At 68.6% G+C, this 22,802-nt stretch carries 18 protein-coding genes and 1 pseudogene; 13 read left to right on the top strand and 6 right to left on the bottom strand.

Annotated elements, in window-relative coordinates:
* The first annotated feature begins 128 nt into the window (after nt 1–128).
* From ACIRRH_RS33920 to ACIRRH_RS33900, 5 genes are all read left to right on the top strand, one after another.
* Nucleotides 129–437: a helix-turn-helix domain-containing protein gene (locus ACIRRH_RS33920; RefSeq protein ID WP_403075086.1), complete on the top strand. Its 309-nt coding sequence runs from the start codon at nt 129–131 to the stop codon at nt 435–437.
* Nucleotides 438–1,688, top strand: a complete 1,251-nt coding sequence (locus ACIRRH_RS33915; protein WP_403075083.1) for a tyrosine-type recombinase/integrase — start codon at nt 438–440, stop codon at nt 1,686–1,688. It begins immediately after the preceding gene.
* Nucleotides 1,689–1,784: 96 nt separating this feature from the next.
* On the top strand, nt 1,785–1,970 hold the full coding sequence (locus ACIRRH_RS33910) for a hypothetical protein (RefSeq protein ID WP_403075080.1): 186 nt from the start codon (nt 1,785–1,787) through the stop codon (nt 1,968–1,970).
* A 327-nt stretch (nt 1,971–2,297) separates the two neighbouring features.
* Nucleotides 2,298–3,659: a restriction endonuclease gene (locus ACIRRH_RS33905; protein WP_403075078.1), complete on the top strand. Its 1,362-nt coding sequence runs from the start codon at nt 2,298–2,300 to the stop codon at nt 3,657–3,659.
* Nucleotides 3,660–4,482: 823 nt separating this feature from the next.
* Nucleotides 4,483–5,667, top strand: coding sequence for a tyrosine-type recombinase/integrase (locus ACIRRH_RS33900; protein WP_403075075.1), 1,185 nt, complete (start codon nt 4,483–4,485; stop codon nt 5,665–5,667).
* A gap of 11 nt (nt 5,668–5,678) precedes the next feature.
* On the opposite strand, the gene ACIRRH_RS33895 is transcribed toward ACIRRH_RS33900, so the two are convergent.
* Nucleotides 5,679–6,317, bottom strand: a complete 639-nt coding sequence (locus ACIRRH_RS33895) for a hypothetical protein (RefSeq protein WP_403075073.1) — start codon at nt 6,315–6,317, stop codon at nt 5,679–5,681.
* Between ACIRRH_RS33895 and ACIRRH_RS33890 the strand changes: the two genes are divergently transcribed.
* Nucleotides 6,286–6,957 (top strand): hypothetical protein, encoded by a 672-nt coding sequence (locus ACIRRH_RS33890; protein ID WP_403075070.1) that lies wholly within the window; start codon nt 6,286–6,288, stop codon nt 6,955–6,957. The genes ACIRRH_RS33895 and ACIRRH_RS33890 overlap by 32 nt on opposite strands.
* On the opposite strand, the gene ACIRRH_RS33885 is transcribed toward ACIRRH_RS33890, so the two are convergent.
* Nucleotides 6,909–7,079 (bottom strand): pyridoxamine 5'-phosphate oxidase family protein, encoded by a 171-nt coding sequence (locus ACIRRH_RS33885; protein ID WP_403075116.1) that lies wholly within the window; start codon nt 7,077–7,079, stop codon nt 6,909–6,911. The genes ACIRRH_RS33890 and ACIRRH_RS33885 overlap by 49 nt on opposite strands.
* A 521-nt stretch (nt 7,080–7,600) precedes the next feature.
* On the opposite strand from ACIRRH_RS33885, the gene ACIRRH_RS33880 reads away from it, so the two are divergent.
* Nucleotides 7,601–8,011, top strand: coding sequence for a hypothetical protein (locus ACIRRH_RS33880; RefSeq protein ID WP_403075068.1), 411 nt, complete (start codon nt 7,601–7,603; stop codon nt 8,009–8,011).
* Nucleotides 8,012–8,132: 121 nt separating this feature from the next.
* Complete coding sequence (locus ACIRRH_RS33875) at nt 8,133–8,588, top strand: hypothetical protein (RefSeq protein WP_403075065.1); 456 nt, start codon at nt 8,133–8,135, stop codon at nt 8,586–8,588.
* Between the two features lie 149 nt (nt 8,589–8,737).
* Here the strand turns inward: ACIRRH_RS33875 and ACIRRH_RS33870 are convergent, their stop codons facing one another.
* From ACIRRH_RS33870 to ACIRRH_RS33860, 3 genes are all read right to left on the bottom strand, one after another.
* A complete protein-coding gene (locus ACIRRH_RS33870; protein ID WP_403075063.1) occupies nt 8,738–13,705 on the bottom strand; it encodes an RHS repeat-associated core domain-containing protein in 4,968 nt (1,655 codons plus the stop codon).
* Nucleotides 13,706–13,848: 143 nt separating this feature from the next.
* Entirely contained in the window at nt 13,849–15,852 is a 2,004-nt protein-coding gene (locus tag ACIRRH_RS33865; protein ID WP_403075061.1) for an alkaline phosphatase family protein, read from the bottom strand.
* Nucleotides 15,849–16,331 (bottom strand): hypothetical protein, encoded by a 483-nt coding sequence (locus tag ACIRRH_RS33860; protein WP_403075058.1) that lies wholly within the window; start codon nt 16,329–16,331, stop codon nt 15,849–15,851. Before ACIRRH_RS33860 ends, ACIRRH_RS33865 begins: the two co-directional genes overlap by 4 nt.
* Nucleotides 16,332–16,491: 160 nt before the next feature.
* Here ACIRRH_RS33860 and ACIRRH_RS33855 point away from each other — a divergent pair, with 160 nt between their 5' ends.
* A complete protein-coding gene (locus ACIRRH_RS33855) occupies nt 16,492–17,754 on the top strand; it encodes a haloacid dehalogenase-like hydrolase (RefSeq protein ID WP_403075055.1) in 1,263 nt (420 codons plus the stop codon).
* A 205-nt stretch (nt 17,755–17,959) separates the two neighbouring features.
* Nucleotides 17,960–18,370: a hypothetical protein gene (locus tag ACIRRH_RS33850; protein WP_403075052.1), complete on the top strand. Its 411-nt coding sequence runs from the start codon at nt 17,960–17,962 to the stop codon at nt 18,368–18,370.
* Nucleotides 18,371–18,859: 489 nt separating this feature from the next.
* Here ACIRRH_RS33850 and truD read toward each other — a convergent pair.
* Nucleotides 18,860–19,168: pseudogene (gene truD / locus ACIRRH_RS33845) on the bottom strand (tRNA pseudouridine(13) synthase TruD); the annotation flags it as partial.
* Between the two features lie 278 nt (nt 19,169–19,446).
* On the opposite strand from truD, the gene ACIRRH_RS33840 reads away from it, so the two are divergent.
* The 3 genes from ACIRRH_RS33840 (at nt 19,447) to ACIRRH_RS33830 (ending at nt 22,743) form a co-directional block, all read left to right on the top strand.
* On the top strand, nt 19,447–19,668 hold the full coding sequence (locus ACIRRH_RS33840; protein WP_403075049.1) for a hypothetical protein: 222 nt from the start codon (nt 19,447–19,449) through the stop codon (nt 19,666–19,668).
* 296 nt (nt 19,669–19,964) lie between these two features.
* Nucleotides 19,965–22,640 carry a class III lanthionine synthetase LanKC gene (gene lanKC, locus ACIRRH_RS33835; RefSeq protein ID WP_403075047.1) on the top strand — a complete coding sequence of 892 codons (2,676 nt, stop codon included), beginning with the start codon at nt 19,965–19,967 and terminating at the stop codon, nt 22,638–22,640.
* On the top strand, nt 22,627–22,743 hold the full coding sequence (locus tag ACIRRH_RS33830; protein ID WP_403075044.1) for a SapB/AmfS family lanthipeptide: 117 nt from the start codon (nt 22,627–22,629) through the stop codon (nt 22,741–22,743). The genes lanKC and ACIRRH_RS33830 overlap by 14 nt, the downstream gene beginning before the upstream one ends.
* Nucleotides 22,744–22,802 lie beyond the last annotated feature (59 nt).

The raw sequence follows: 22,802 nt of genomic DNA, 5'->3' as shown, positions 1-22,802 counted from the left end.
AACGACCCGTGCGTACGGTCTGCCCCGTTCAGCACGCCAAACCCTGTTCCGCCCGTCCAGGCGGACAGGTGACTGTGGGCGTGCCCGGCCGAGCCCAAGCGGCTCCACCACCCCATCAGAGGGAGACCATGCACGTCCGACCCCACGTTCCCGCCACAAGCCGGCTTTCGGTTCCGACACCGACCGTCACCGCCGCCCCCACACACGAGGCTGATCCGGCACCGGAGTTCGACCTCCTGCACAGCGGCTGGTACTCGACCGAGGAACTCGCCACGCTGCTGAAGGTCGACCCCTCGACCCTGCGGCGCTGGCGCTCCGCCACTCCCCCGCAGGGCCCACCCTTCGTCCAGATCGCGCCCCGGCTCTACCTCTACAGCATCCCCGACACCCAGCTGTGGCTCGCCCAGAAGCGCACCGACCCATCCGAGGCAGCCTGAATGCCCGACCACACCCAGCTCATCCCCATGGGCGTCGACCTCACCACCGACATCGAGCACCGACCCGACCGCCGCCCGCAGTTCCGCTACCGCGCCCGCGTGCGCTGGACCGACCCCAACGGCGGCGGCCGCAAGTCGGCTTCCTCCTCCGTCCCCACGGAGGAGGAAGCCAAGGCCTGGATCGCCCGCATGGAGCGGGCCGCAGCGCGCGGCATCACCCCCAAGGCCCTCACCATGACCCTCGCCGAGTACGGCGACGAGAACTGGGACCTGGCGATGCGCGGCCTGGAGACCACCACCCTCGACCCCTACACCGCTGGCTGGAAGCTGCGCGTCACCCCGGTCCTCGGCCACATACCCGTCACCGGCATCACCAACGGCATCACCGACCGGGCCCTCCACTCCTGGATCGCCGACGGACTCAGCATCTCCTCCGTCAAGAACAGCCTCGCCCCGCTCGTGCGCATCATGGAGCAAGCCGTCCGCGACGGCCTCATCGACTTCAACCCCTCACGCATGAGCGGCTGGCAGCGCCTCTACAAGAAAGCCGAGGACGAACTCGACGACCCCCGCTCCCTCGCACTCGCCGACTGGGACGCCCTCGACGAACTCGCCAACGCCCTGGTCGAGCGCTCCCACAACCACTACCGCGGCTGGGGCGACATCGTCCGCTTCGCCGCCTGCACCGCCGCCCGCATCGGCGAAGTCTCCGGCGTCCGCGTCAAGGACATCAACCGCTTCGACTGGACCTGGGACCTGTGCCGCCAGACCACCACCGGCCCCGGCGGCCTCATCGACAAAGGCACCAAGGGCAAGCGGCGCCGCACCGTCCCCATCATCGAAGAGATCCGCGACCTCGTGAACTGGCGCATGAACGTCGTCGGCAACGACCCCATGGCCCGCCTCTTCACCGGACCACGCGGCGGCCGCGTCACCACCGCCATCCTGCGCGACGCCACCCACTGGGACGAAGTCGTCGTCAGCCTCGGCTACGAGTACCTGCGCCGACACGACCTCCGACACACCGGCCTCACCTGGCTCGCCGACGCCGGCGTCCCCATCCACGTCCTCCAGAAGATCGCCGGACACGGCCACATCACCACCACCCAGCGATACCTCCACCCGGACAAGAGTTCCATCGAAAAGGCCGGCCAGACCCTCAGTAGGCACCTGTCGGCCGACCGGCACACCTCGTCGCCGACGGCGGCACCGGCCGAGGCGACAGTGCGCCATCTGCGCCTCGTCCAGTAGCAGCCCCACCGGGCATCCGCCGGAGAACCCCCCACTGGCACGTTGCCCGCAACGGCGGGCTCGTCATCGTCAACCACCGTGCTGTAGAAGTGGCCTGTGGCAGACGATGAAGAAGATGCGCCGCCCTGGGTCCGGTTGCTGCTCCGCGAGCAGACCGCGCGCAACATCCACGGCAGCCTCCAGGCATCTGGAATCGCCGCGCCGCTGGAGGACGTACGCGACCTGTGCAACCGCCCGGTCGAGATGTACGACGGAGGCCCGTCTCCACACCCGCGTGAGTGAGCACTTCATATCCCCAGCAGCGTCGGCACGTTGTGCCCGCACACCAGTTGCTTATCCCCTACTCGGCTCGGAGCCGCGGATTCTCGGCGGCCCCAGCCGGGTAGTGCTGCTGGCATATCGCGCAGGCAGCGCGGCCCCGCGTGGGGCCGCGCTGTCGTGGACCAGGGGGTGGACCGGGTGGCACGCCGGAAGACGGTGGCGGAGATCCTTGCCGAGGCGTACCGCTTGAAGCAGCAGGCGCGAGCCGCGAAGGCGCAGGGCGGGGCCCAACAGGCGACCGGCCGCGCTGCCGCCCCGCCGGCTCAACCCCGTCCCAGGAAGCGGAAGGTGGACCCCGCCGTCGAACACGCCCGGCTCCTGGCCGCCGGCGAGAAGCACCTCCAACGCGAGGAGGCCGCCCGCGCCAAGGAAGCCGCCCGCGTGGAAGCCGAGTTGGCCAAGCGCCAGACGGCTCGCCGCCGGGAAGAGGAGGCGAAGAAGCGTGCGGACGCCCAGGCCGAGAAGGAAGCCCAACGGCAAGCCCGGCAAGTCGAGACGGCCCGACTCAAGGCCCAGGCCGAGGAGAGCACCGCCGAGTGCAACCGGCGCCGTGAGGAACTGGAATCAGTCCTGCTGCTGCGCCCCGAAGGTCTGGAGGCGTGGCACCCTCACATCGAAGAGGCCTTCGCCCACGATGGCCCTCAGGGCCTCGCGGAGCGGATCGAAGACCTGCTGCAGCGCTCCCCTGTCCCCCCGGGCTGCCGGACCGCGGCCCAGGCGGTCTACGTCCCCGAGGCCCAACAGCTCCTGGTCGATGTCGAGCTACCCAACCACGAGATCGTCCCCGTAGTGGCCTCCTACCGCTACGTCGCGCAGCAGGCCAAGGTCATCCCTCAGCCCGCCAAGCAGGCCGAGATCCACGAGGCCTACGCCCGATTGGTGGCCCGTCTGGCCCTGCGCGCGCTGGACGAGGCGTTCTCCGCCACACCGGCCGCGTTCGTGGAGACCGTCGTCCTCAACGGCCGTGTCAACGCCACCGACTCCGCGACCGGAAAGGCCGTCCGGGCCTGCGTCGTCAGTGTCGTCGCCGAGCGCAAGGACTTCGCCGAGCTGGTCCTGGACGAGCCCAGGCTCGACCCGCAGCAGTGCCTCCACCGGCTCGGCGCCACCGTCTCCAAGCACCCCCACGACCTGGAACCGGTCACGCCCATCGTCGAGGCCGACCTGTCCCGCTACCGCATCACCACCGACACCGCCGTGGTCGCCACCCTGGACAGCCGACCCGACCTGCTCCAGATGAACCCCTACGACTTCGAACGCCTGGTGCGTGAACTCTTCGAAGCCATGGGCTACGAGACCTGGCGCACCCAGGGCTCCCGCGACGACGGCGTGGACGCCGTCGCGACACTGACCGACCCGACCGGATCCACCATCTTCGCCATCCAGGCCAAACGCTCCAAGAACATCGTCCCGGTGAACACCGTCCGCGCCATGTCCGGGGTCATCCAGGACAAGGACGCCGGCTACGGCATCGTCGTCACCACCTCGTGGTTCGGCAAGGACAGCTACGACTTCGCCCACCGCAACGGCCGCCTGCGCCTCATCGACGGCCGCAACCTCAAAGCCCTGCTCGCCGAGCACCTGAACATCGACGCCCTGATCGGCCTGCCCAAGGTCCCCCCGGGCTGGCAGGCCGGCGACCTCGTGTAGGCGCGAACGCGCGGCCGCCGCAGCGGGTTGCGGCGGCCCGTCGGCCAATGGCTGCGGTCCCCGGCTGGTCCCCAGCAAGATCACAAAGCCACGGCGCCGCAGCCGCCCACCACCTGCCAGGCCATCAACAAAAAGGCCGCTGACCTGGGATTTCTCCCGGCCAACGGCCTTCCGACATACTGTCGGGACGACAGGATTTGAACCTGCGACCCCTTGACCCCCAGTCAAGGGGTTCACTTATTGTCGACCGCCGAGACCCCAAGGTCTCGGCTTTCTTGTTGCTCAATCACCGTGAGGTGTACGTGAGTTGGGACTTCTCGGCGGAAGTGGCGCTGCGGACTGCTGACCGTGGCTCAGTGTTTACTTTGCACACAAGTGTCCGTTTCCGATCACCAGCGTCCATGGGCGCTCATCAGGCCTGGTCCCAAAACGGTCCCCAGGCCGACCATCCCGCCGCAGGTACTGCCTGTAACCGAAATCTGTCGGGCCTTCAGGAAGCGGCGTCACGCCAGTCCGACTGCCCTTGCGTCGGTGTCGCCAGCCGGTCCACGGGGTCGGCGGCTGCGGGCGGATCATGGTCGCTTACCCACTGGTCACGGATGGTGATCTTCCGAGCGGTGTGTCGTCTTGAGCGTGTCTTCGCCGTCTGGTTCTGAGTGCTTCGCGCACCGCCCCGCACGCTCTGCCGCCACACCCGACACAGCAGCCACTCTTGCCCCAGAGGCACCACCCAGTCCGAGAGAAGGGGAAGCTCATGGGACAGCGTGCGCAGCGGGGTCGGGTGTACCGGCGGTGTGGTTGTGCGGACGGGAACGGAAAGCAGTTGGGTCCGTGGTGCGTGCGGTTGCTGGAGGAGGCGGGCCACGGGTCGTGGACGTACTGCGTCGACCTGGCCCCCGAGGACGGGAAGCGAAAGACCCGCCGGCGCGGTGGGTTCGCCAGTCGCGCCGAGGCTGCCCGGGAGATGAAGGCGGTGCTGAACGGTGAGCTGCGCGGGGTGTACGAGGACCGCCGCACCACGGTGGCGAGCTTCCTGCGGCAGTGGCTGGCGACGAAGAAGGAGGAGCTCGCGCCGAACACCTACGCCGGGTACGAGGACTGCGTCGAGCGGGACCTCATCCCCGCCTTCGGCCAGTGCCGGCTGCCCGATCTCCGGCCGAAGCACGTCGACGCCTGGGTGGCCGCGCAGCGCAAGGCCGGCCGCGGTCGGGTCACGGTCTACCGGGTCGTCTCGACGCTGCGCAACGCCCTGAACCACGCGGTGCGCACGTGGCGGCTGCGCTACAACCCGGCCAAACACAGCGTGCCGCCCAAGCCCCGCGCCGCGGAGCGCACGTGCTGGACGCCCGAGGAGGCGGCGGCGTTCCTGCGCCACAACGCGGAGCACTACGCCGACCGGCTGAGCGACCTGTTCGAGGTCATGCTCGGCACCGGAATGCGCCGCGGCGAGATCCTGGCCCTGCACTGGTCGGACGTCCACCTCATGGACCGCAAGCTCTACGTCCGCTGGACCCTCGCGGCCGTCAACAACAACGGCATCCTCTTCCGCGAACCCAAGACCGAGGCCAGCCGCGCCTGGCTCAGCCTCTCCCCCAGAGCCATGGCCGCCCTCCACCGCCAGGCCACTCTCCAGATGAACGCCCACCCCGAAGGCCGCCTGGAAGGCTTCGTCTTCGCCACACCGGACGGTACGCCGCTTCGCCCCCAGTGGGTCCTCGACCAGCTCCGCAAACGCACCGCCGAACTCGACCTGCCCAGGATCGGCCTGCACGACCTGCGCCACACCGCCGCCAGCATCATGATCGCCGAAGGCATCCCCGTCGCCGTCGTCTCCAAGACGATGCGCCACTCCACCCTTGCCATCACCATCAACCTCTACGGCCACCTCCTCAAGGACTCCGCCGACGAAGCCGTCGAGGCACTGGGCTCCGCGCTCGACCGGGCGGACGCCGAGATGGCCGACCAGCCCGGTTCATCGGTCGACCACCACTTCGGCAAAGCGGCGTGAGCGGTCGGGTGTCAGGCCTTCGTACCCGGCCGCCGATCGGCCGGGTACGAGCCGCCGGTCTCGGCGCGGTCGCGTTCCTCTTCGCCGGTGCCCGGCCGCAGGAGGGCGAGCAAGTCCTGTGCTGCCCAGTCCGGAAGCGTGAGCGCGACGGGAACCGGCAGCAGGGCGTCACGTCGGAGGGATTCCTCCTTCCAGACGGCCTCGGTGAGCCAGGCGAACGTGTCGTCGTCGAGCAGGTCGGGGTGGCAGGCGGCGGTGTCCGCGAGCCGCTCGGCGTCGGGGAAGGCGGGCGGGAGGCCGCCGCTGTCCGCGGCGCGGGCGACGGCGCGGCGGGCAGCGGTCTCGTACCAGCCGGATCCCCACCAATCGCCGACCGACTCGGTGCGGGAGCCGTGCAGGGTGAGCAGCCGCAGGACGGCCTCAGGCCCGAGGGCTTCGTCGGCCCTCTGCCAGAGGTCGATCTGGCGGTGGATGGAGGCGAGGATCGGTGCCCAGCCTTCTTCGAAGATGTCGCTGAGCGCACTGCCGTCTGCGAGTCGGCGAGCGGGTGTGGTGAGAGCGAGGCGGACGGCCGGCCAGTCGACGCCTTCGGGGTGGACGTGGGGCAGGACGGCGCGGGTGGCGGCGATGTTGGCGCGGGCCACCGGCACGTACAACCGGTACGCGTACCAGTTCGCCAACTTCCCGGACTACCCGAAGCTCTCGGTGTGGCCGGACGGTTACTACGTCACGTACAACATGTTCACCCCGGCCGGGTCGTTCCTGAACGCCCAGGTCTGCGCGATGGACCGGTCGAAGATGCTGACCGGTGCCACCGCCACCCAGCAGTGCTACAACACTTCCTCCTCGTACGGCGGGCTGCTCGCCTCCGACCTGGACGGCGCCACGGCACCGCCGACCGGCGAGCCCGCGACCCTGATGGGCCTCGGGACGACCAACACCTCGCTGGCGTACTGGAAGTTCCACGTCGACTGGGCCACCCCGGCCAATTCCACCTTCACCGGTCCCACCGCGCTGACGGTGGCCTCCTACACGACCGCCTGCGGCACCTCCGGCACCTGCGTCCCGCAGGGCGGCACCACCCAGCAGCTGGACTCGCTGTCCGACCGGCTGATGTTCCGCCTGGCCTACCGCAACTACGGCGACCACGAGTCGTTCGTCGTCAACCACTCGGTCACCGCAGGGAGTTCGGTCGGCGCCCGCTGGTACGAGTTCCGGCTCTCCGGCGGCAACCCGACCGTCTACCAGCAGGGCCCGCGGCTGCGGTGCTCGTCGATGTGGTCCACCTGAAAGGAGATCGGCGAGCCGTCGCGCGAGGCGGCGGCGCCCTCGGGAGCGGTCCGGTAGACGATCGCTCCGGCGTCCACGGCGTAGTTGACCGGGAGGACGGCCGGCGCGGGCTCCCCAGGCAGACCGATCCGGCCGATGCCCCGCAGTGGCCCAACAGGCCAGTCACTCTGTGTAGTTGCCTACATTGGGTGAGGATGCCGAAGTGGGCGGCGATCACGGCGGAGGTGACCGCGACGGCGTAGATCGGTCCGTCCAGGGTCCGCGTGAAGTGTGCCGACAGGGCGATCGCGACGCAGAGTTCCACGAGGCGCCGCATGGCCCGACCGTCCGGTCCGCGGATCCCAGAACGGACCGCAGGCTCCAGCCCCCGGAGCAGGGGTCCCCGGCTGGGGCTCGGTCGCCCGAGCCGGGCGGTAGCGGTGCGGTGTGGGGTGGGGTGGGTGGTCGATCGGGGCGAGGTATTCGCCGGATCGGGTGAATGCCGGCGAGGCTTGGCTTCGTATACGGATCATTGGCATGAGCCATGCCTAGTCTCATCTGAGTCGGCGCCATCCAAGCCGTCGGCCCGTAACGCTGCTGCCTGCCCAGCCAGGCGGCGTGCGCTCACGGATTCCCTGATCGACCACCACACCAGGAGGCATTCATGGCTGTGACGAACATCGACATCCTGGAGGGGGACCAGTCCGCGCCGGAGGGTTGGGTGAAGGACCCGCACGACCTCAACCAGGGGGCAGGCGGATCCTACCTCTACCTGACCTGGGAGAATAGCGGCGCCGGGGGCCCCATTACCGACCTCTACGTCGCCGAGGGCGAGCACGCCCAGCCCCCCAGGGACTACTACAAGATCAGCAAGGACCTCAACAAGGGGGCCGGTGGTGAGTACCTCTACCTGTGCTTCTCGAGGAAGGGGTCGAAGCCCATCACCGACCTCGCCGTAGTCGTCGGCAGTGACAAGGAGGTGGCCCCTCCGGCTGGCTACACGCGGTACGAGAAGGACCTCAACGCAGGGGCCAAGGGGAAGTACATCTACATCTGCTACAAGCAGCAGGCGTGACGGCGGTTCCCCGCAGTAGGCGGGGTGCTCTCCGGCTCCCGGGGGGCACCCCGCCCGTCTTTTCGAGTCGGCCGCTGACGCTCGGGCGGCCGTTCATCTTTGCACGAACAGGAGATGGCGCATGGGAAAGTGGACTTCTGTGTCGAAGCTCTCGGTGGTGCTGGAGACCGGCGAGCAGCGGCGCGAAACTGGCCATACCATCCCGGACGATCGAATCGGTGTGGTGATCAGCATCCAGCCGACCGATGACAACGGAAATCCCGTTGAGGTCGATGCCAAAGTTCTGTGCGCCAACATCTGGCTCATCGACTATATCGATGAGTCAGACCTCGATGTGAAGAGTTGTTCGGATACCAGTAGCTGGTCGGGCTGGCGCTACGAGAAGACGAACGACATTACTTGGAGGAAAGGACGGACTCCGCAGATCAAGTACTACGTATGTCACAGCGGCGCGCCGAAACCGCGTAACAAATCGATCGGGGTCCTGGTCAAAACCGAATCCGGCGCTCTGGTCTTCAGCTCGCTGAACGGTACGTACCACAGCTCGGTCCAGGTCGCCGACAAGCCCGGGTCCTGAGGTGACGACCGCTGGACCGGCGTTGCTGTCGGTCCAGCGGTCGTCTGCTCGGCGAAAGCGGCCTCGCGGCCGGGCTGCCACGGATTTCGCCGAGGACCTCGACCGGACGCTTCGGGGGAGGCTGTCCCGGTTCCGGCCTGCGGTTCCAGCTACGGATTCAGGATACGGCCCGTCAGGTCGAGGGGGTAGTAGCTGTGGATCACGAACACATTGGGCCGATCCGGCCAGGGCTGGTGTACGAGTTGGTCGGTCACATCGATCTCCAGGTGCCGGCTGAACCGGTATGTCTCATGAGGGTTTTCCACGAATGTTTCGGATCGCTCCGCCAGTGAGCTGAAGCTCGAGGGCGGGCGGTCCGTCAGGTACTGCCCGCTGCCGGCATGCGCGTGGTTTCTCCAGCCCCAGTAGGGGTGCGAGGGATTCAGCACGCGGGTTTCGAGGATGCCCTGCCGGCCTTCCGGAGTGGTGTAGTGGTACATGGTCCGGCGTGGCGCGGCGGCCGCCTCCATGGCGCGGTCGGCCGCTTGGCCGCCGACCGCGCCATGGAGGGAATTCTCCGCGGGTGCTTCGGATGCAGCTTCGCGGACGGTGTTTCCTGCGGCGAATTGTGGCTCGTCTGCGCCGAACGTGTTTTCCGCGAGTTGTCCGTAGAACCGTGCAAGGGAGGCGCTTCCCCCTTCGGCAGCGGCGGCCTCTGCGGCTCCTGCGGCTTGTGCGCTCCGTGTGGCGAGTCGGGACAGACCTCGTGCGGCGGCGGTGCCGAGGCCGGTGCCGAGGGCGGCGACGCCGGTGCCGAGGGCGGCGACGCCGGTGCCGAGGGAGACCCAGCCGAGGATCCCGGAGGCCTTGGGCGCGGCCTCTTCGAGGGCGCCGCTGACGATCGCGGCGGTGCTGGAGACGACGTCGGCGGCGACGCCGACTGTGGCGACAGCGGCCCAGACCCCGGTGGCCGCGGCGATCGAGGCGCCGCCGGTGAACACGGCCAGGCCCAGCCCCAGGATGCCCGCGCCGATGCCGAACCAGGCCTGCCAGCTGAGGTGGCCGGTGGGGTCGGTGCGGTTGATGGGGTCGCCGAGGCAATAGGCGTAGGGGTTGACGCCGCCCGCGCCGAAGGGGCTGAGGGCGTCGGGGGTGGTGAAGCGCATCAGGACGGGGCTGTAGGCGCGGGTGCCGTTGCCGAGGTGGTACCAGCCGGTGGCGGGGTCCGTGCGCTGGCCGTCGTGACCCAGCACGCTCGTCACCGCCGCCGGGCGGCGGTCGCCGTAGGGGGTGTAGGCGTATTCGTCGTGCTGCTGGCCCTCGGCGGCCACCAGAACGGTCTGCTTGCCGTCTGTGCCCATTAGTCGGGTCGAGGTCTGGGGACCTTCGCGGCGCTGGGCCACGCAGGACTGTCCGAGCCGGATCAGGCGAGTGCGCTGGTCGCCATCGGTGACCGAGGCGAGGATCTGCCGGTGATAGGAGAAGACGCTGGTGCGGCCGTCTGACCCCTGAGTGAGAAGCTGGTTCTGCGGGTCGTAGCCGTAGGTGCTGACCGTACCGACCTTGGTGAGGCGGCCCAGGTCGTCGTAGGCGAGGCTGCGGCCGGCGTCGTCAGTGACGAGGCGTCCAGCCGTGTCGTAGTGCAGGTCGGTGTGGGATTTCGGATTGTCGTGGTCGACACCGGTCAGCTGGCACGGGTCGGCCGGATTGCCGAACAGGTAGGTCGCGGTGTCGCTGCCGCCGTCTGCGAAGTCGGTCCGGCAGGTCCTGATGTTGCCGTAGGCGTCATAGGTGAAGATCTGTCCGGTGATCGCGCGGCCGTGTTCGTCCTGCGCGGGTGTCTGTCCGGTGCAGGTGTATGCGGTGAGCTGGTTGCGGCTGCTGTAGGCGAAGATCTCCGCACGCAGTTTGGTGTTGCCGCGGGCGAGGGTGCGGCGGCTGAGCAGGTCGTTGCGCTGCCACTCCTGGACGAGCGTCCACGTGGTTCCCTGACTGTCGGTGAGTGTGCGCGTCACCTCACGGCCGAACTCGTCCAGGGACAGGTCCGTGATGAGGGTGTTCTTGGACTGGCTGTCCTCGGTGGTCCAGCCGATGACGCGGCCGGCGCTGTCGTAGCGCAATGTCGCCTGCGCGGCCGGGTCGACGACGGCGAGGGGCCGGCCGAAGGTGTCCCGGGTGATCTGCCGGATGGTGCCGTCGACACCGGTGTGGTTCTGTTCGAGGCCGTTGACCGTGTAGGTCGTGTGCGTGGTGGCGTCGGCGTGGCCGGTGAGGCGGGTCGTGGTGGCGCACAGCAGACCGGACGGGTAGTAGTCGCGGGTGAGCGTGACGTCACCTTCCTCGGCCTTGGTCAGGGCTCCTGAGACCTGGTGACGGGTGAACCGTTGGGTGAGGGAACCCGCTTTCACCTGGGAGACGGCGTTGGCGAGTTGCGGGAGGTACTGGTACTCGCGCGCCGGGTGGCCGGGCGGCCTGGTGGTCGACGGCAGGGGGTCGCAGGCCGCGCCGTAGGAGCAGGACCAGGTACGCCCACCCGAGGTGGTACGGGTCAGCCGGCCCAACCCGTCGAAGCTCTGCGTGCCGTACGACGTAGTGCCCACCGTGAGTCCCGTGACCAGCTTCTGGGCCGAGAACTGCGCGTAGGCGCGCGAGATCTGGGTGCTGTCCGGCAGGGTGGTGCGCCGCAGGCGGTCGCGGACGTCATAGTCGTACGTGGTGGTGTGGCCGAGTTCGTCGGTCTCGCTGCGCAGCCGTCCCAGGCCGTCGTGCTTGAACGTGCGCGTGCCGGCGGGTGAGTCGTTCCGGTCGAGGCGGGTGGCGCTCACCGGCGCGCCGCGCTTGTCGTAGGTGGTCACGGTCTTTCCGGCGAGCGGCTTGCCGCCGCCGAGGCGCTGGGTGGTGGTGGTCCGGTTGACCGGGTCGTGCAGGGTGATTCCGCCTGAGCCGTCGTCGAGGGTCGTAGTCGAGCATTGTCCCCAGTCGTCGTAGGCGTAGGTCCGGGTGAGCTTGATCTCGGTGCCGGCGTCGCCGCGTACGCGGTCGACGCCGGCGACGGACGTCACGCGGCCCTGCTCGTCATGGCTCTGGGTGCATACCGTGTACCAGGCGCCGCTTCCGGTGGCGTTGCAGTTGCCGTGGTCGTCATCGATGTCCTTGCGTTCGCGTCGGATCAGCCGACCGGCGCCGTCGAAGCTCTCGCGGATCTGGTTGCCCAGCGCGTCGGTGGAAGTCGCCACGAACGGCGCGCTGGTACCCGTCTCGTAGGTGCGTCTCTCCACCGCCTGGTAGGCGGTGCCGGGGTTCGCGGTGTGGCTCAACAGTCTGCCCAGGTTGTCGTGGACCATGGTCGCGACGTTGCCCTGCGGGTCGGTGGCGGATCGCAGGCGTCCGGTGAACCGGGAGCGGGTCTGCGAGCGCTTGACGGTCAGGTGGTCGTGGGTCGTCAGCTCGTTGACCTGGACCATGGTGTCGTCCTTCACCGAGGAGCTGAAGGCGTTCACCGACTCGAACTGGCCGCTGCCGCCGTCGTCGGGGTAATCGGTGGTGGTCAGCCTGGTGAGGCGCCCGTACTCCTCGCCCGAGGTGTCGTAGGTGAAGGCCTGCTTCTGGAGGAGCTGGCCGTCGACCTTGCGCTGTTCCTCGGACTTCAGCACGGCGGTGGGCACCCGCGGGTCGGGCGTCGCCTTGTGCGCGCCGTAGCGGTGGACCGTCGTGTGAACGGGCGCGTCGAACTCGGTGTGCGGAGGCGTGTGGGTGACGCTCTTCAGCAGGCGGGTGAACCCGTTGGGCTCGCGCGGGCAGTCGTCGCCGCTTCCGCCCGCCGGGTAGTACTCCCACACGGTGCGCGTGCCGTCCGGGTTGGTCTGGTCCTTCGGGTTGCCGCACTCGTCGAAGACGGTCTCGGTGACCTCCTGGTAGGACTTGTTCGGGCCCGTGGAACGGGAGTCCGTCCAGGTCACCATCTTCTTCTTCGGGAGCTGGAACTGCGCCGGCTGTTCCTCGAACAGCTTGCCGGTCACCGCGTAGTACTGGGTTTCCACGAGCCGCGAGCAGGCGTTCTGCTGCTGTCGTTCGGCGGTCTGCAGGTGGTAGTTGTCGTACGTGCGGGTGATCCTCGTGGTCTGTCCCGCGCAGGCCCGCGACTCTGTGGAGCCGTAGGAGTAGTCGCTCAGGATCTCGTACAGGCAGTCCCGGTCGCTGTTCCAGTCCACGTCGGAGTGGCCGCCGACGTAGTTCGTGTCCGTGTAGCTGTACGAGGCCTCGACCGGGGGCTGTCCACCGCCCGGCGTCTGGACGAACCGATACACGCAGGGCAGCGGGGGCAGGTTTGCGGTGACGGGGAACCGGTGGCCGTCGTTGCGGTAGTAGGCCGTCTCGGACATCCCGCCCGGCGTGGTCGCGCCGGTGATCCAGGAGCCCCATTCCCCCTGCTCGCCCATCAGGGTGTGGGTGAAGTCCCACACCAACGGCTTGTCCGCCCCGGGCCCGAAGTGGTGCACGCTCCCGAGGAGGCCGTTGCGGAAGCGCAGGTCGACGTCGTAGCCCTCGCGCTGGCCGGGGAGGACGCGCACGGTGGTCTTGGACTGGCCGGCGTAAGCCACGGTCAGCAGCGTGTCGTGCTCGTCCTTGACCGCCGTCAGGCGCGGCTGCGCGCCGGTGGCGAAGTCCCAGCTGAGGGTCAGGCGGTGACCGGTGGAGGTCAGAAGGGCGGTCGGCACCTTGAGGCTGGAGGCGTTCCGTGGTGCCGTCAGGATCTCGACGTCGCCGGACTTGTGCGCGATCCGGTAGGCGTCCTGCTCCCGGGTGATGCGGACGGTGTCGAGCTTGTGCTGCATCAGGACGACCTTCGTACCGGTCTCCTCGACGCGGTACTGCTCGCCTGTCGACAGGGCCAGCAGCCGGCTGTCGACGTCGTACGTGGTCAGCCGCACCGATACGCCCTGCCCGAACCCCATGTCGGTACGGGTCAGCGGCGAGTACGACAAGGTCAGCGGAACTGACGGGCCGAGGGTGCGATTCCCGACGAGCTCGCCCAGCGTGATCTGGAGGTTGAACAGTCCCGTCCGGGGATCGACGCCGCCGGACACCGCGCTGGAGAAGTTGGTCGCATGCGTGAACAACGAAGACGTCGAGGCCATGAGGGTACTCCTGCGAGACGGATGCTTCGCATACGAGCGTAATCGCGCGGTCACAGCCTCGCATGCCGTAGACGGGGGCCGGGCGCCCGGCCGAGCGGGGGTGCCCTCCCTTGCCGGGGAGGGCACCTGTCGATGTCCTACGGTCAGCCGCTGGTGCTCGGCAGGCCGTTCTCGATGTGCCCCACCAGGCGGCGGCGGAAGGAGGTGTCCTCCGCGATGGAGACGTCCAGGTCGTACCAGCCCTGGGCGTCCTCCGTGTCCCAGGTGAGGACGAGGGGCTTTTCGGCGGTGGCGGTGCCGTTCAGGGGCTGGGCGGTGCTGTAGTGCAGCGGTTTCACGGTGACGGCCTGCGGCTTGCGGCCGGTGGTGGTGATGGCGAGGGTGAGCCTGCGGGTCGGGTTTGCGGTGATGGCAGTGGCGAGGTCAGTGTTGGCGGCGGCTCCTGCAGCGGTCCCGGCGAACTCGCGGCGGAAGCCGTTGGGGCCGGTGAGGTAGAAGTCGTATGCCCCGTCCTTCAGCGGCACCTTGGCGGGTGTCGACGAGGTGCCGAGCACGTCGAAGTGCTGCGGGTGCTGGTACACGTCGTAGGCATAGACGGTCAGGTGTGTGGAGGCCGCCCCGGAGTTGGACATCGACAGGGTGAAGACGTCGGTGTTCCGGTCCAGCGTGCCGTGGACGTCCGGCTGGTACGGCAGCGGCCGGGCCAGCCGCCGGTCCGGGTCGGCGGGTTGCGACGGCGGGTCCCCGGTGCGGCCGAAGTCGAAGACCGACATGAGGTCGCCGGCCACGGTCCGCCGCCAGCGGCTGATCGCGGGCTGCCGGACGCCCAGCCACTCCTCCAGGAAGCGGACCTGCGAAGTGTGGTCGAATACCTGGGAGTTGACGTATCCGCCCACCGTCCACGGGGAGACCGCGATCACCGGTACGCGGTTGCCCAGGCCGATGGGCTGGCCATCGACGTACTCGTCCGTGACCGTCGGCGGCGGGACCGGCGGCGGCACGTGGTCGAAGAACCCGTCGTTCTCGTCGTAGCTGATGAACAGCACGGTGGAGTCCCACATGTCGTCATTGGAGGCGATGGCGTCCAGGACCTGGTAGACGATCTTCTCGCCGTCCATGGGGGCCGAACTGCCCGGGTGCTCCGAGTCCGCTTCCGCGGGCACCAGATAGGACACCCGGGGTGCCCTCCCCGCCTTGATGTCCTGGGCGAACGCGTACACGAAGTCCTTGTAGTTCTGCGGGTTCTGTTCCGGACCCGGTGCGGGTGGGCAGCGGAAGAGCCCGCGGTCGTAGAGGCTCCGATCCGCTGCCGGGAGTTCGGCGACCGCCTTGGCGAGCTTCTCCACGTCCTGCTGGCTAACAGCTCGATTGTAGAAGTCGAACAGGCTCCCGGCTGTGAGGCCGGCCTTTTTCAGCGCGGACTGGAAGATCCGTTTGAACTCGGCATGAAACTCCAGGTTGTTATCGTAGAAGTTGTCCCAGCCCTGGTAGACGCGCCAGCTGATCCCGTCTGCGCCGAAAGGGTCGTTGTTGACTTCCAGAATCTCGGGGTAACTGGCCCAGTTGTAGCCTTCGGGACTGTTCTCGCGTTCGTGCGCGGCGGCCCCGGTGACGCGCTTGCCGTCCGGTTCCCAGCCGCCGAAGCCGCTGAAGAGGTAGTTGCGGTTGCTGCTGGTCTCGCTCATCACCGAGCAGTGGTAGGCGTCGCACACGGTGAACTTCTCCGCCAGTGCGCGGTAGGTCCCCACGACCTTCGGCTGGTCGAAGTAGCCCATGGTGGCCCCGCCCTTGGCCGCGATCCAGTTGTCGTAGCGGCCGTTGTTCCACGCCCTGTGGCCGGTGCTCCAGTCGTGGGACGCCGGCGCGACCTTGCCGTGCTCTGGCTTGAGCTGGTACGGGCGGTAGACGACGGGGACCGGGCTGTCCTGGTCGGGCTGGTCGAGGACGGAGCGCCCGTCCGACCCGGGGAGGGTGACGAGGTTGAGGTCCTCGTACCCGCGGACCCCGCGGAAGCCGCTGCCGAAGTAGTGGTCGAAGGAGCGGTTCTCCTGCATCAGGAAGACCACGTGCTGGATGGCCTTCAGGCCGCCGGGGCGGGGCGTGCGCTGCATGGCCTTCAGCAGCGAGGGGGGCAGCACGTCGCTCACGCGTTCTCCTGGGAGTTCATGGCCGGCCGGTAGTCGAGGAAGATGAAGTCGCCGCCGGCACCCAGATTGAGGTCGATGTCGGTGCCGGCGTACTGGACGCGGAGATATCCCTGCTTCGGAGGGATGTGCTGGGCGGGGTCCGTCCAGTGGGTGACGGCGAGGTCGGTGATCGCCGCGCCTGCTTCGCGGGTCACCGCCAGGAACAGGGACGTCGATTCGTTCTTGACGCCTTTATTGAGGTCGACCGGCAGCGTCTGGTAGCCGGTGGGCGGCCTTTCATCGTTCTTCAGGATCCGCAGGCCGGTGATTGGCCGGTCCTGGAGGTGCTTCTCGTACACGAGGTACAGGTAGGCGCCGCCGGCGCCGCTGTTCAGATCGAAGGGGATCAGCTCCCATCCGGTGGGCGTGCGGATCGGAGTCCGGTCAGACGGCTTCTCGTAGGGAACCAGGACGTCGATGTCGGTGATGAATTGACCCATGGGCGGTTTCCCCTCTCGGGACGGTGATCGCGTGACGGCAGGGAGGGAGCCGCCTCACCTTTACGTCACGGTCAGTGTCGCGTCGTCACCAGCCGTCAGGAGGTGTGACACTCTGTCTGCGATCGATTTTGTTCGTGAACGTACGAGGACGAGGTGGCGCATGAGGATTCCGGATTGGGTGGCCGCCGTGGCGTCGGCCGCGCTGGTCGTGTCGGTGACGGCTCCGGGCAGCCTGGCCGCTTCGCACGCGGACGCACCGGCTTGTCCGACCCTCGCTGCCGATCCGGGCTGGTACGGGGACAACCGAGCCGCACTGCAGGACTTCATCGACGCGGCCGGGCCGTGCACCCGGCCGGGCGGGCATCCGTTGGCGGTCTTCGACTGGGACAACACGCTGGTCAGGAACGACACCGGCGACGCGACGCTGGTCTGGATGCTGCGGAACAGCAAGGTGCGTCAGCCCGAACGGAAGGACTGGTCGACCACCAGCCGCTATCTGACCCCCGCGGCCGCCGACGCGCTGAGCACCGCGTGCGCAGATGCGGCGGCTGCCGGGCAGCCGCTGCTGACCGCCGTCGACACGCGGTGCGCGGACGAGATCCTATCGGTCTACCTCGATGCCGCAACCACGGACCACCAAGCGGCGTTCGGGAACTACGACCACCGGCGGATCGAGCCCGCCCTCGCCTGGGCCGCCCAGCTGCTGGCCGGCTACACCCCTGACGAGGTCCTGGCCTTCGCCCGTCAGGCGCGGGACGAGAGCCTTGCGGCACCGCAGGGGTCCACCCAGACCGTGGGCACGCGGCAGGTCTCGGCCTGGGTGCGCTACTACGGGCAGATGGCCGACCTGGTCGACGTGCTGCGCCGGGCCGGCTTCGACGTCCGGGTGGTCTCGGCCTCGGCCGAGCCGGTGGCCCGGGTCTGGGCCGGGGCGCTGGGCATCGCGGCGGACAAGGTCATCGGCATCCGCAACCAGGTCGGCGCCGCAGGCGAGTTGACACCTCATCTGGTCGACTGCGGCGGCGCGGACGCGGACACCGTGATCACCTACATCGAGGGCAAGCGCTGTTTCATCAACCAGGAGGTCCTCGGCATCTCCGGCACCGCCGCCTTCGAGCAGGCACCGGCCGGCCGGCGGCAGGCCTTCGCGGCCGGGGACTCCACCACGGACCTCGTGTTCGTCGGCGACGCCACCGGGCTCCGCCTGACGATCAACAGACACATGCAGGAACTGATGTGCCACGCCTACGACAACGAGGACGGCCACTGGCTGGTGAACCCGATGTTCATCGAGCCGCTGCCGGCCAGGGCCACCCGGTATCCGTGCTTGACCACCGCCTACACCCGCTCGGCCGGTTCCGCGGGCCCGGTCCTGGACAGCCGGGGCCGGGTGATCCCCGACCAGGCCGACACGGTGCACTGATCCGCGCGCCCGGCGCCTGCGCTCACCGAGTCGGGTGAACCGGGGCGGAAATTCAGCTTCGTATACGAATGATCCTTGCCGGTCATGCCTAGCCTTGCCTGGGGCCACTGCCGGCCGAATCGCCGGTGTCGCAATGCCACCCGCACCACCGGGCGCCGTACGCCCTCGGACTTCCTGATCTCCCGCGATTCTCGGAGGCATTTCCATGACTGTGACCGACATCCAGATCCTGAAGGACGACCAGAAGCAGCCCGGGGGTTGGCTGAAGGACGGGCACGACCTCAACTCGGGAGCCGGCGGCCCCTATCTCTACCTGGCCTGGAAGAAGGACGGCGATTCGGGTCCGATCACCGCCCTCGACGTCCTCGACGACACGAAGCAGCCTCGTGAAGGCTTCCAGCTGATCGACCAGGACCTCAATGAGGCGACCAGGAAAACGGGTGCCCGCCTCTACCTGTGCTTCTCGAGGACCATTCCCGAGAAGCCCATCCTGGAACTCGCCGTGGTGATCTCCGGCGACCCGGACGCGCCCGCCCCGAAGGGCTTCACGCGCTTCGACAAGGACCTCAACAAGGGGGCGGGAGGGGACTTCGTCTTCCTCTGCTACCGACGGTAGGAGGGGCGGCGCCCCGCCGAGCGAGGAGCCGGCCTTCAGCGCACGGCCACCTGAAGCTGGTGGAAGAACTGGCGCACTCTCGTCCTCGGTGACGTCCCCGACGCGCACCTGCTTCTGCACGGCGACCGGGCGGGACGAGGCGGACGAGGTCAACCTGCCTTCCTGCCAGCGCCAGCCGTCGTACTGCAGTCCGAGGCCGTCCTGGAGCACCGCCAGAACCCCGGTGGCCGTGGTGGGGAACAGATACGAGATGCCGTCGCACACTTCCCGGACCGTTGCGTCACGGCAGCGCGTGCGCACCAGGTCGCCCACCTGACGGTTCCACTCGCCGGAGGCGTGGGCGGAGAGGAAGAAAGCCACCCGGCGTTGGTCCAGCGAACTGAAGAACTGGGCGGCAGGGCCGGTGAACCGCCGTGCTGCAGTGGCCTCTGGGGAGCCGGACTCGACCACCAGGCCCAGGGCCCGGCCGTGGTTGCCGTCGAGGAGCGCCTTGCCGATCAGATGGGTATTCCTGGGACCTCCGGGAACACCGAACCGTTGGGTGTCGTAGTAGTTGACGAAATAAAGGCTCCGCCTGCCTCGGATGCCGTCGAGTCGCTCGGCCTGCGCCTGATCGAGGTGACGCACCACGATGCGGAAGCTGTTGCCATACAGCTCGCCGACCCCAAGTCGGAGCAACCCATGGCCATGGTGTTGCAGGGTCAGAAAGGGAGGATGGTCCTGCTGGTACTCCCCGGCGCCGTGGACGGTGTTGAAGTGCTCGATGCGATCGCGCGTTAACGGCGACGGGCTTGCCAGCGCCAGCAGCTGGTCGGTGACCGCGTCCTCGTCCTTCCGGGCTTCTCCGCCTCCGGTGCCTCACCGGTTCCGGCCGGTGCGGCCGACAAGGCGGACGACGAGCCGGAGGTGGTCTCGGTGCCGGTGGGTTCCTCGCAGGTGGAGGTGCCGGGGTGCCTGCGGGAGCTGTACGGCGAGTTGGACGAGGTGCTGACCGTGGCGGGTGCCCCGCCACGCGACTTGTTGCGTCCATGACATATCGTCACATCTTCCAAGGGTCATTCAAGGCACGTCGTACTGTGCTCGCGCTCGCCTCCGCCGCGCTCACCACCGCCGCCTTCATCCCAGCCACCCCCGCCAATGCCGGCGCCCTGGATGACTGGACCACACACCCCAGCACGAACGCCTGCAAGGGCGACGTCGTCCACATGAACGCCTTCTGCGCCGGCCTTCAGGACGGCCAGGCGATCGGCTTGTCGGCTCCAACCTGCCAGCGCCGAGGGCCACTCGGAGGCCAGTAGCCCCGAGTGAACCGTTAGTTAGGAGTAGCAGGGCATAGGCAACCTCAGCCCACCCTTCACTCGCATGGGTGACATTTGGGCTGCACGCCCATGCGGCCCTCCTCGGAACTGTCAGACTGACCGAGGACCTCCGGCAGCACACCGGAATGGAATCCGTGTTTCAAGTCCGGTGGCCTGCAGTCGGAGCCAGGAGGCATCGCCAGTGAAGCCGGTGACGCGGCTACTCCACCTCACTTGTCATGCTTCGGCCCACTGGACTGCCGGGAACGATCGGTTCACGCGCCAAGGATGGATGGATGGACAAGCGGTACGAGGTCTACAGCCTGGCCGACCGGCATTTCTACGAGACGCCGGACCGCCTGTCCGCAGCGAGCAGCGGCGCGGTGCGCCTCTTCGGGGCTGCCACGCGGGAGGTTCCTGCCGGATGGTGTGGGTCTCGCAGCGGCGACTGGTACCACCTCCACCCGGTGGACAGCTCGGGCAGCCCTCACGGGGGCCGGCCGCTGCAGGGTTGGAAGGTCCACGTCTCGGCGACCCTGGACAACGCTGACAAGACGGCTGGCCTGGTGTGGGACTACTGCGTGCCTCGGGAGATGCCGTTCAAGTTCGTCCCGGCTCCCCACCTTCTCCACCTGCGCAACAGCAAGTACGCGGCCCGTGACGGTAGCGGCAAGTTCGCCACGCTCTACCCCGTCGACGAGGCACAACTCCACACCGTCCTGACCCAGTTGGGCGACCTATTGGCGGGGCAGGAGGGCCCGTACATCCTGACCGACCTGCGCTGGCGCGAGGGCCCGCTGTACGTACGGTACGGCGCTTTCGCTCGCCGGTTCTGCCTCAACGCCCGTGGCAGCCTGGTCTCGGCGGTGCAGGACCCGCAGGGCCAGCTGGTTCCAGATCTGCGCGACCCCGCCTTCCAGACGCCCTCCTGGGTCACCCTTCCCGCGTTCCTCGAACCTCAACTGGCCGCGCGCAACGCGACCACCGTCGGCGACCTGCCTTACCGCATCGAGAAGGCCATGCACTTCTCCAACGGTGGCGGCGTCTACCAGGGAACCGACACGCGTGATGGGCGCAAGGTGGTACTCAAGGAGGGCCGCCCGCACGCCGGGCTGGCCGCCGACGGCGCCGACGCCGTGACCCGACTGGAGCGCGAGAAGCGGGCCCTGGAGCAACTCTCCGGCCTCGGCGTGGCCCCACAGGTCCGGGACTGGTTCACCCTGGGCGGACACCGGTTCCTGGTGATGGACTTCGTCGAGGGTGCCACCCTCAACTCGTTCTTCGCCCGCCGCCACCCCCTGCTCACCTCCGATCCCGACCCCGGGAAGCTAGAGCAGTACACGACGTGGGCGCTGCGGATCCACCGCGCCGTGGAAGAGGCTGTGGCGGCGGTGCACGGCAGGGGGTGGGTCTTCAACGACCTGCATATGTTCAACATCATGGTCAGCCCCGACGAATCGTCAGTATCGCTGATCGACTTCGAGGCGGCGGCGCCGGCCGAGGAGCGCGGCCGCCAAGTGATGGCCCACCCTGGCTTCCTCGCCCCCGCCGACCGCAGAGGTGTGGACGTGGACCGCTACGCGCTTGCCTGCCTGCGGCTGGCGCTGTTCCTGCCCAGTACCACGCTGTTCGCGGTGGACCCCGGCAAGGCCTCGCACCTCGCCGAGGTCATCGCCGATCAGTTCCCGGTCCCGCGCGCCTTCCTCGATGCTGCGGTACGGGAGATCACCGGCGAGACGCGGAGTCGGCCTGCCAGCGGCAAACCAGTCCGAACCCAGCCAGCCGATCTAGGAGACTGGCCTACGGCCCGCGAGTCGATGGTCCGCGCCCTCCTCGTCTCTGCCACCCCGGACCGCGACGACCGGCTTTTCCCCGGCGACATCGGGCAGTTCGCCCACGGCGGTAGCCTGGGCCTGGAATTTGGGGCCGCCGGTGTCCTCTACGCCCTCGCTGCCACCGGTACCCAACGCTACGAGGAAGGCGAGCGGTGGCTGCTGCGGCACACTGACCCTCCACCAGGGGGTACTCCGCTCGGGCTGTACGACGGACTCGCCGGGGTCGCCTACGTCCTGGCGCAACTCGGCCATACTCAGCGGGCCATGGAACTCGCGGACATCCTGCTGGCGGAGCAGTGGCAGCGTCTGGGCTCCGACCTGCGCGGCGGACTGTCCGGCATCGCCCTGGCCCTCGACGACCTCGCCAACACCACCGGTGCGAGCACCCTGCGGGCCCGGGCCGACGAGGCGACAGGACTGCTCGCCGAGCGGATCAAGCGGCTCGCCGGCGGGGAGGCCGACAACCGTTCTCGCGAGCGGCGCGCCGGGCTGATGCACGGTGCCACCGGTCCCGCCCTGCTCTTCGTGCGGCGCTACCAGGACACCGGCGATCCGGCCCTGCTCGACCGGGCCGCCCAAGCGCTGCGGCTCGACCTGGACCAGTGCGTATGGCGGGACAACGGCGCCCTGGCGGTCGACGAGGGCTGGCGCACCATGCCGTATGCGGGGGACGGCAGTGTGGGCATCGGCATGGTCCTCGACGAGTACCTGCGCCACCGCCCAGACCCGGACTTCGAGACCGCCAGGCAGGGCATCGCGGCCGCCGCCCGGTCCCGCTTCTATGCGCAGCCCGGACTTCTACAGGGCCGCGCCGGCATGGTCCTGCATCTCAGCCGCACCACCACACCCGGCGTACGCCCCGAGCACGTGGCCGCCCAGATCGAGGGACTCGCCTGGCACCAGATGTCCTACCAAGGCGAACTGGCCTTCCCCGGAAACCAGATGATGCGGCTGTCGATGGACCTGGCCACTGGGACCGCAGGCTGTCTGCTCGCGCTCGGCGCCGCGCTCGGTGAGAAGCCCGCGTCGCTGCCGTTCCTGCCGCCCCTGCGGCCCCATGCCCGGCCCCGCACCCGCGGAGCCGTCGTGCACCACCAACCCGTCCCCACGAAAGGAACCGACCATGGCACTGCTTGACTTGCAGACGCTGGAGATCGACGAGGACCACCGCGAAGGCGACGAAAGCTCGGTCAGCATGATTGGGTGCGACAGCGCGGGCAGCGTCGCCATTTGCCTCTGACCATCGCCGCACACACGAGACCTGTCAGATGACCAGTTCCGGGCGAGTTCCCCGATAGC

Origin of the sequence: Kitasatospora sp. NPDC101235 (genome assembly GCF_044767505.1) — a bacterium.
Taxonomy (GTDB): Bacteria; Actinomycetota; Actinomycetes; order Streptomycetales; family Streptomycetaceae; genus Kitasatospora.
The sequence above is the reverse complement of the archived record's forward strand: the minus strand, read 5'-3'. Positions and strand labels throughout refer to the sequence as shown.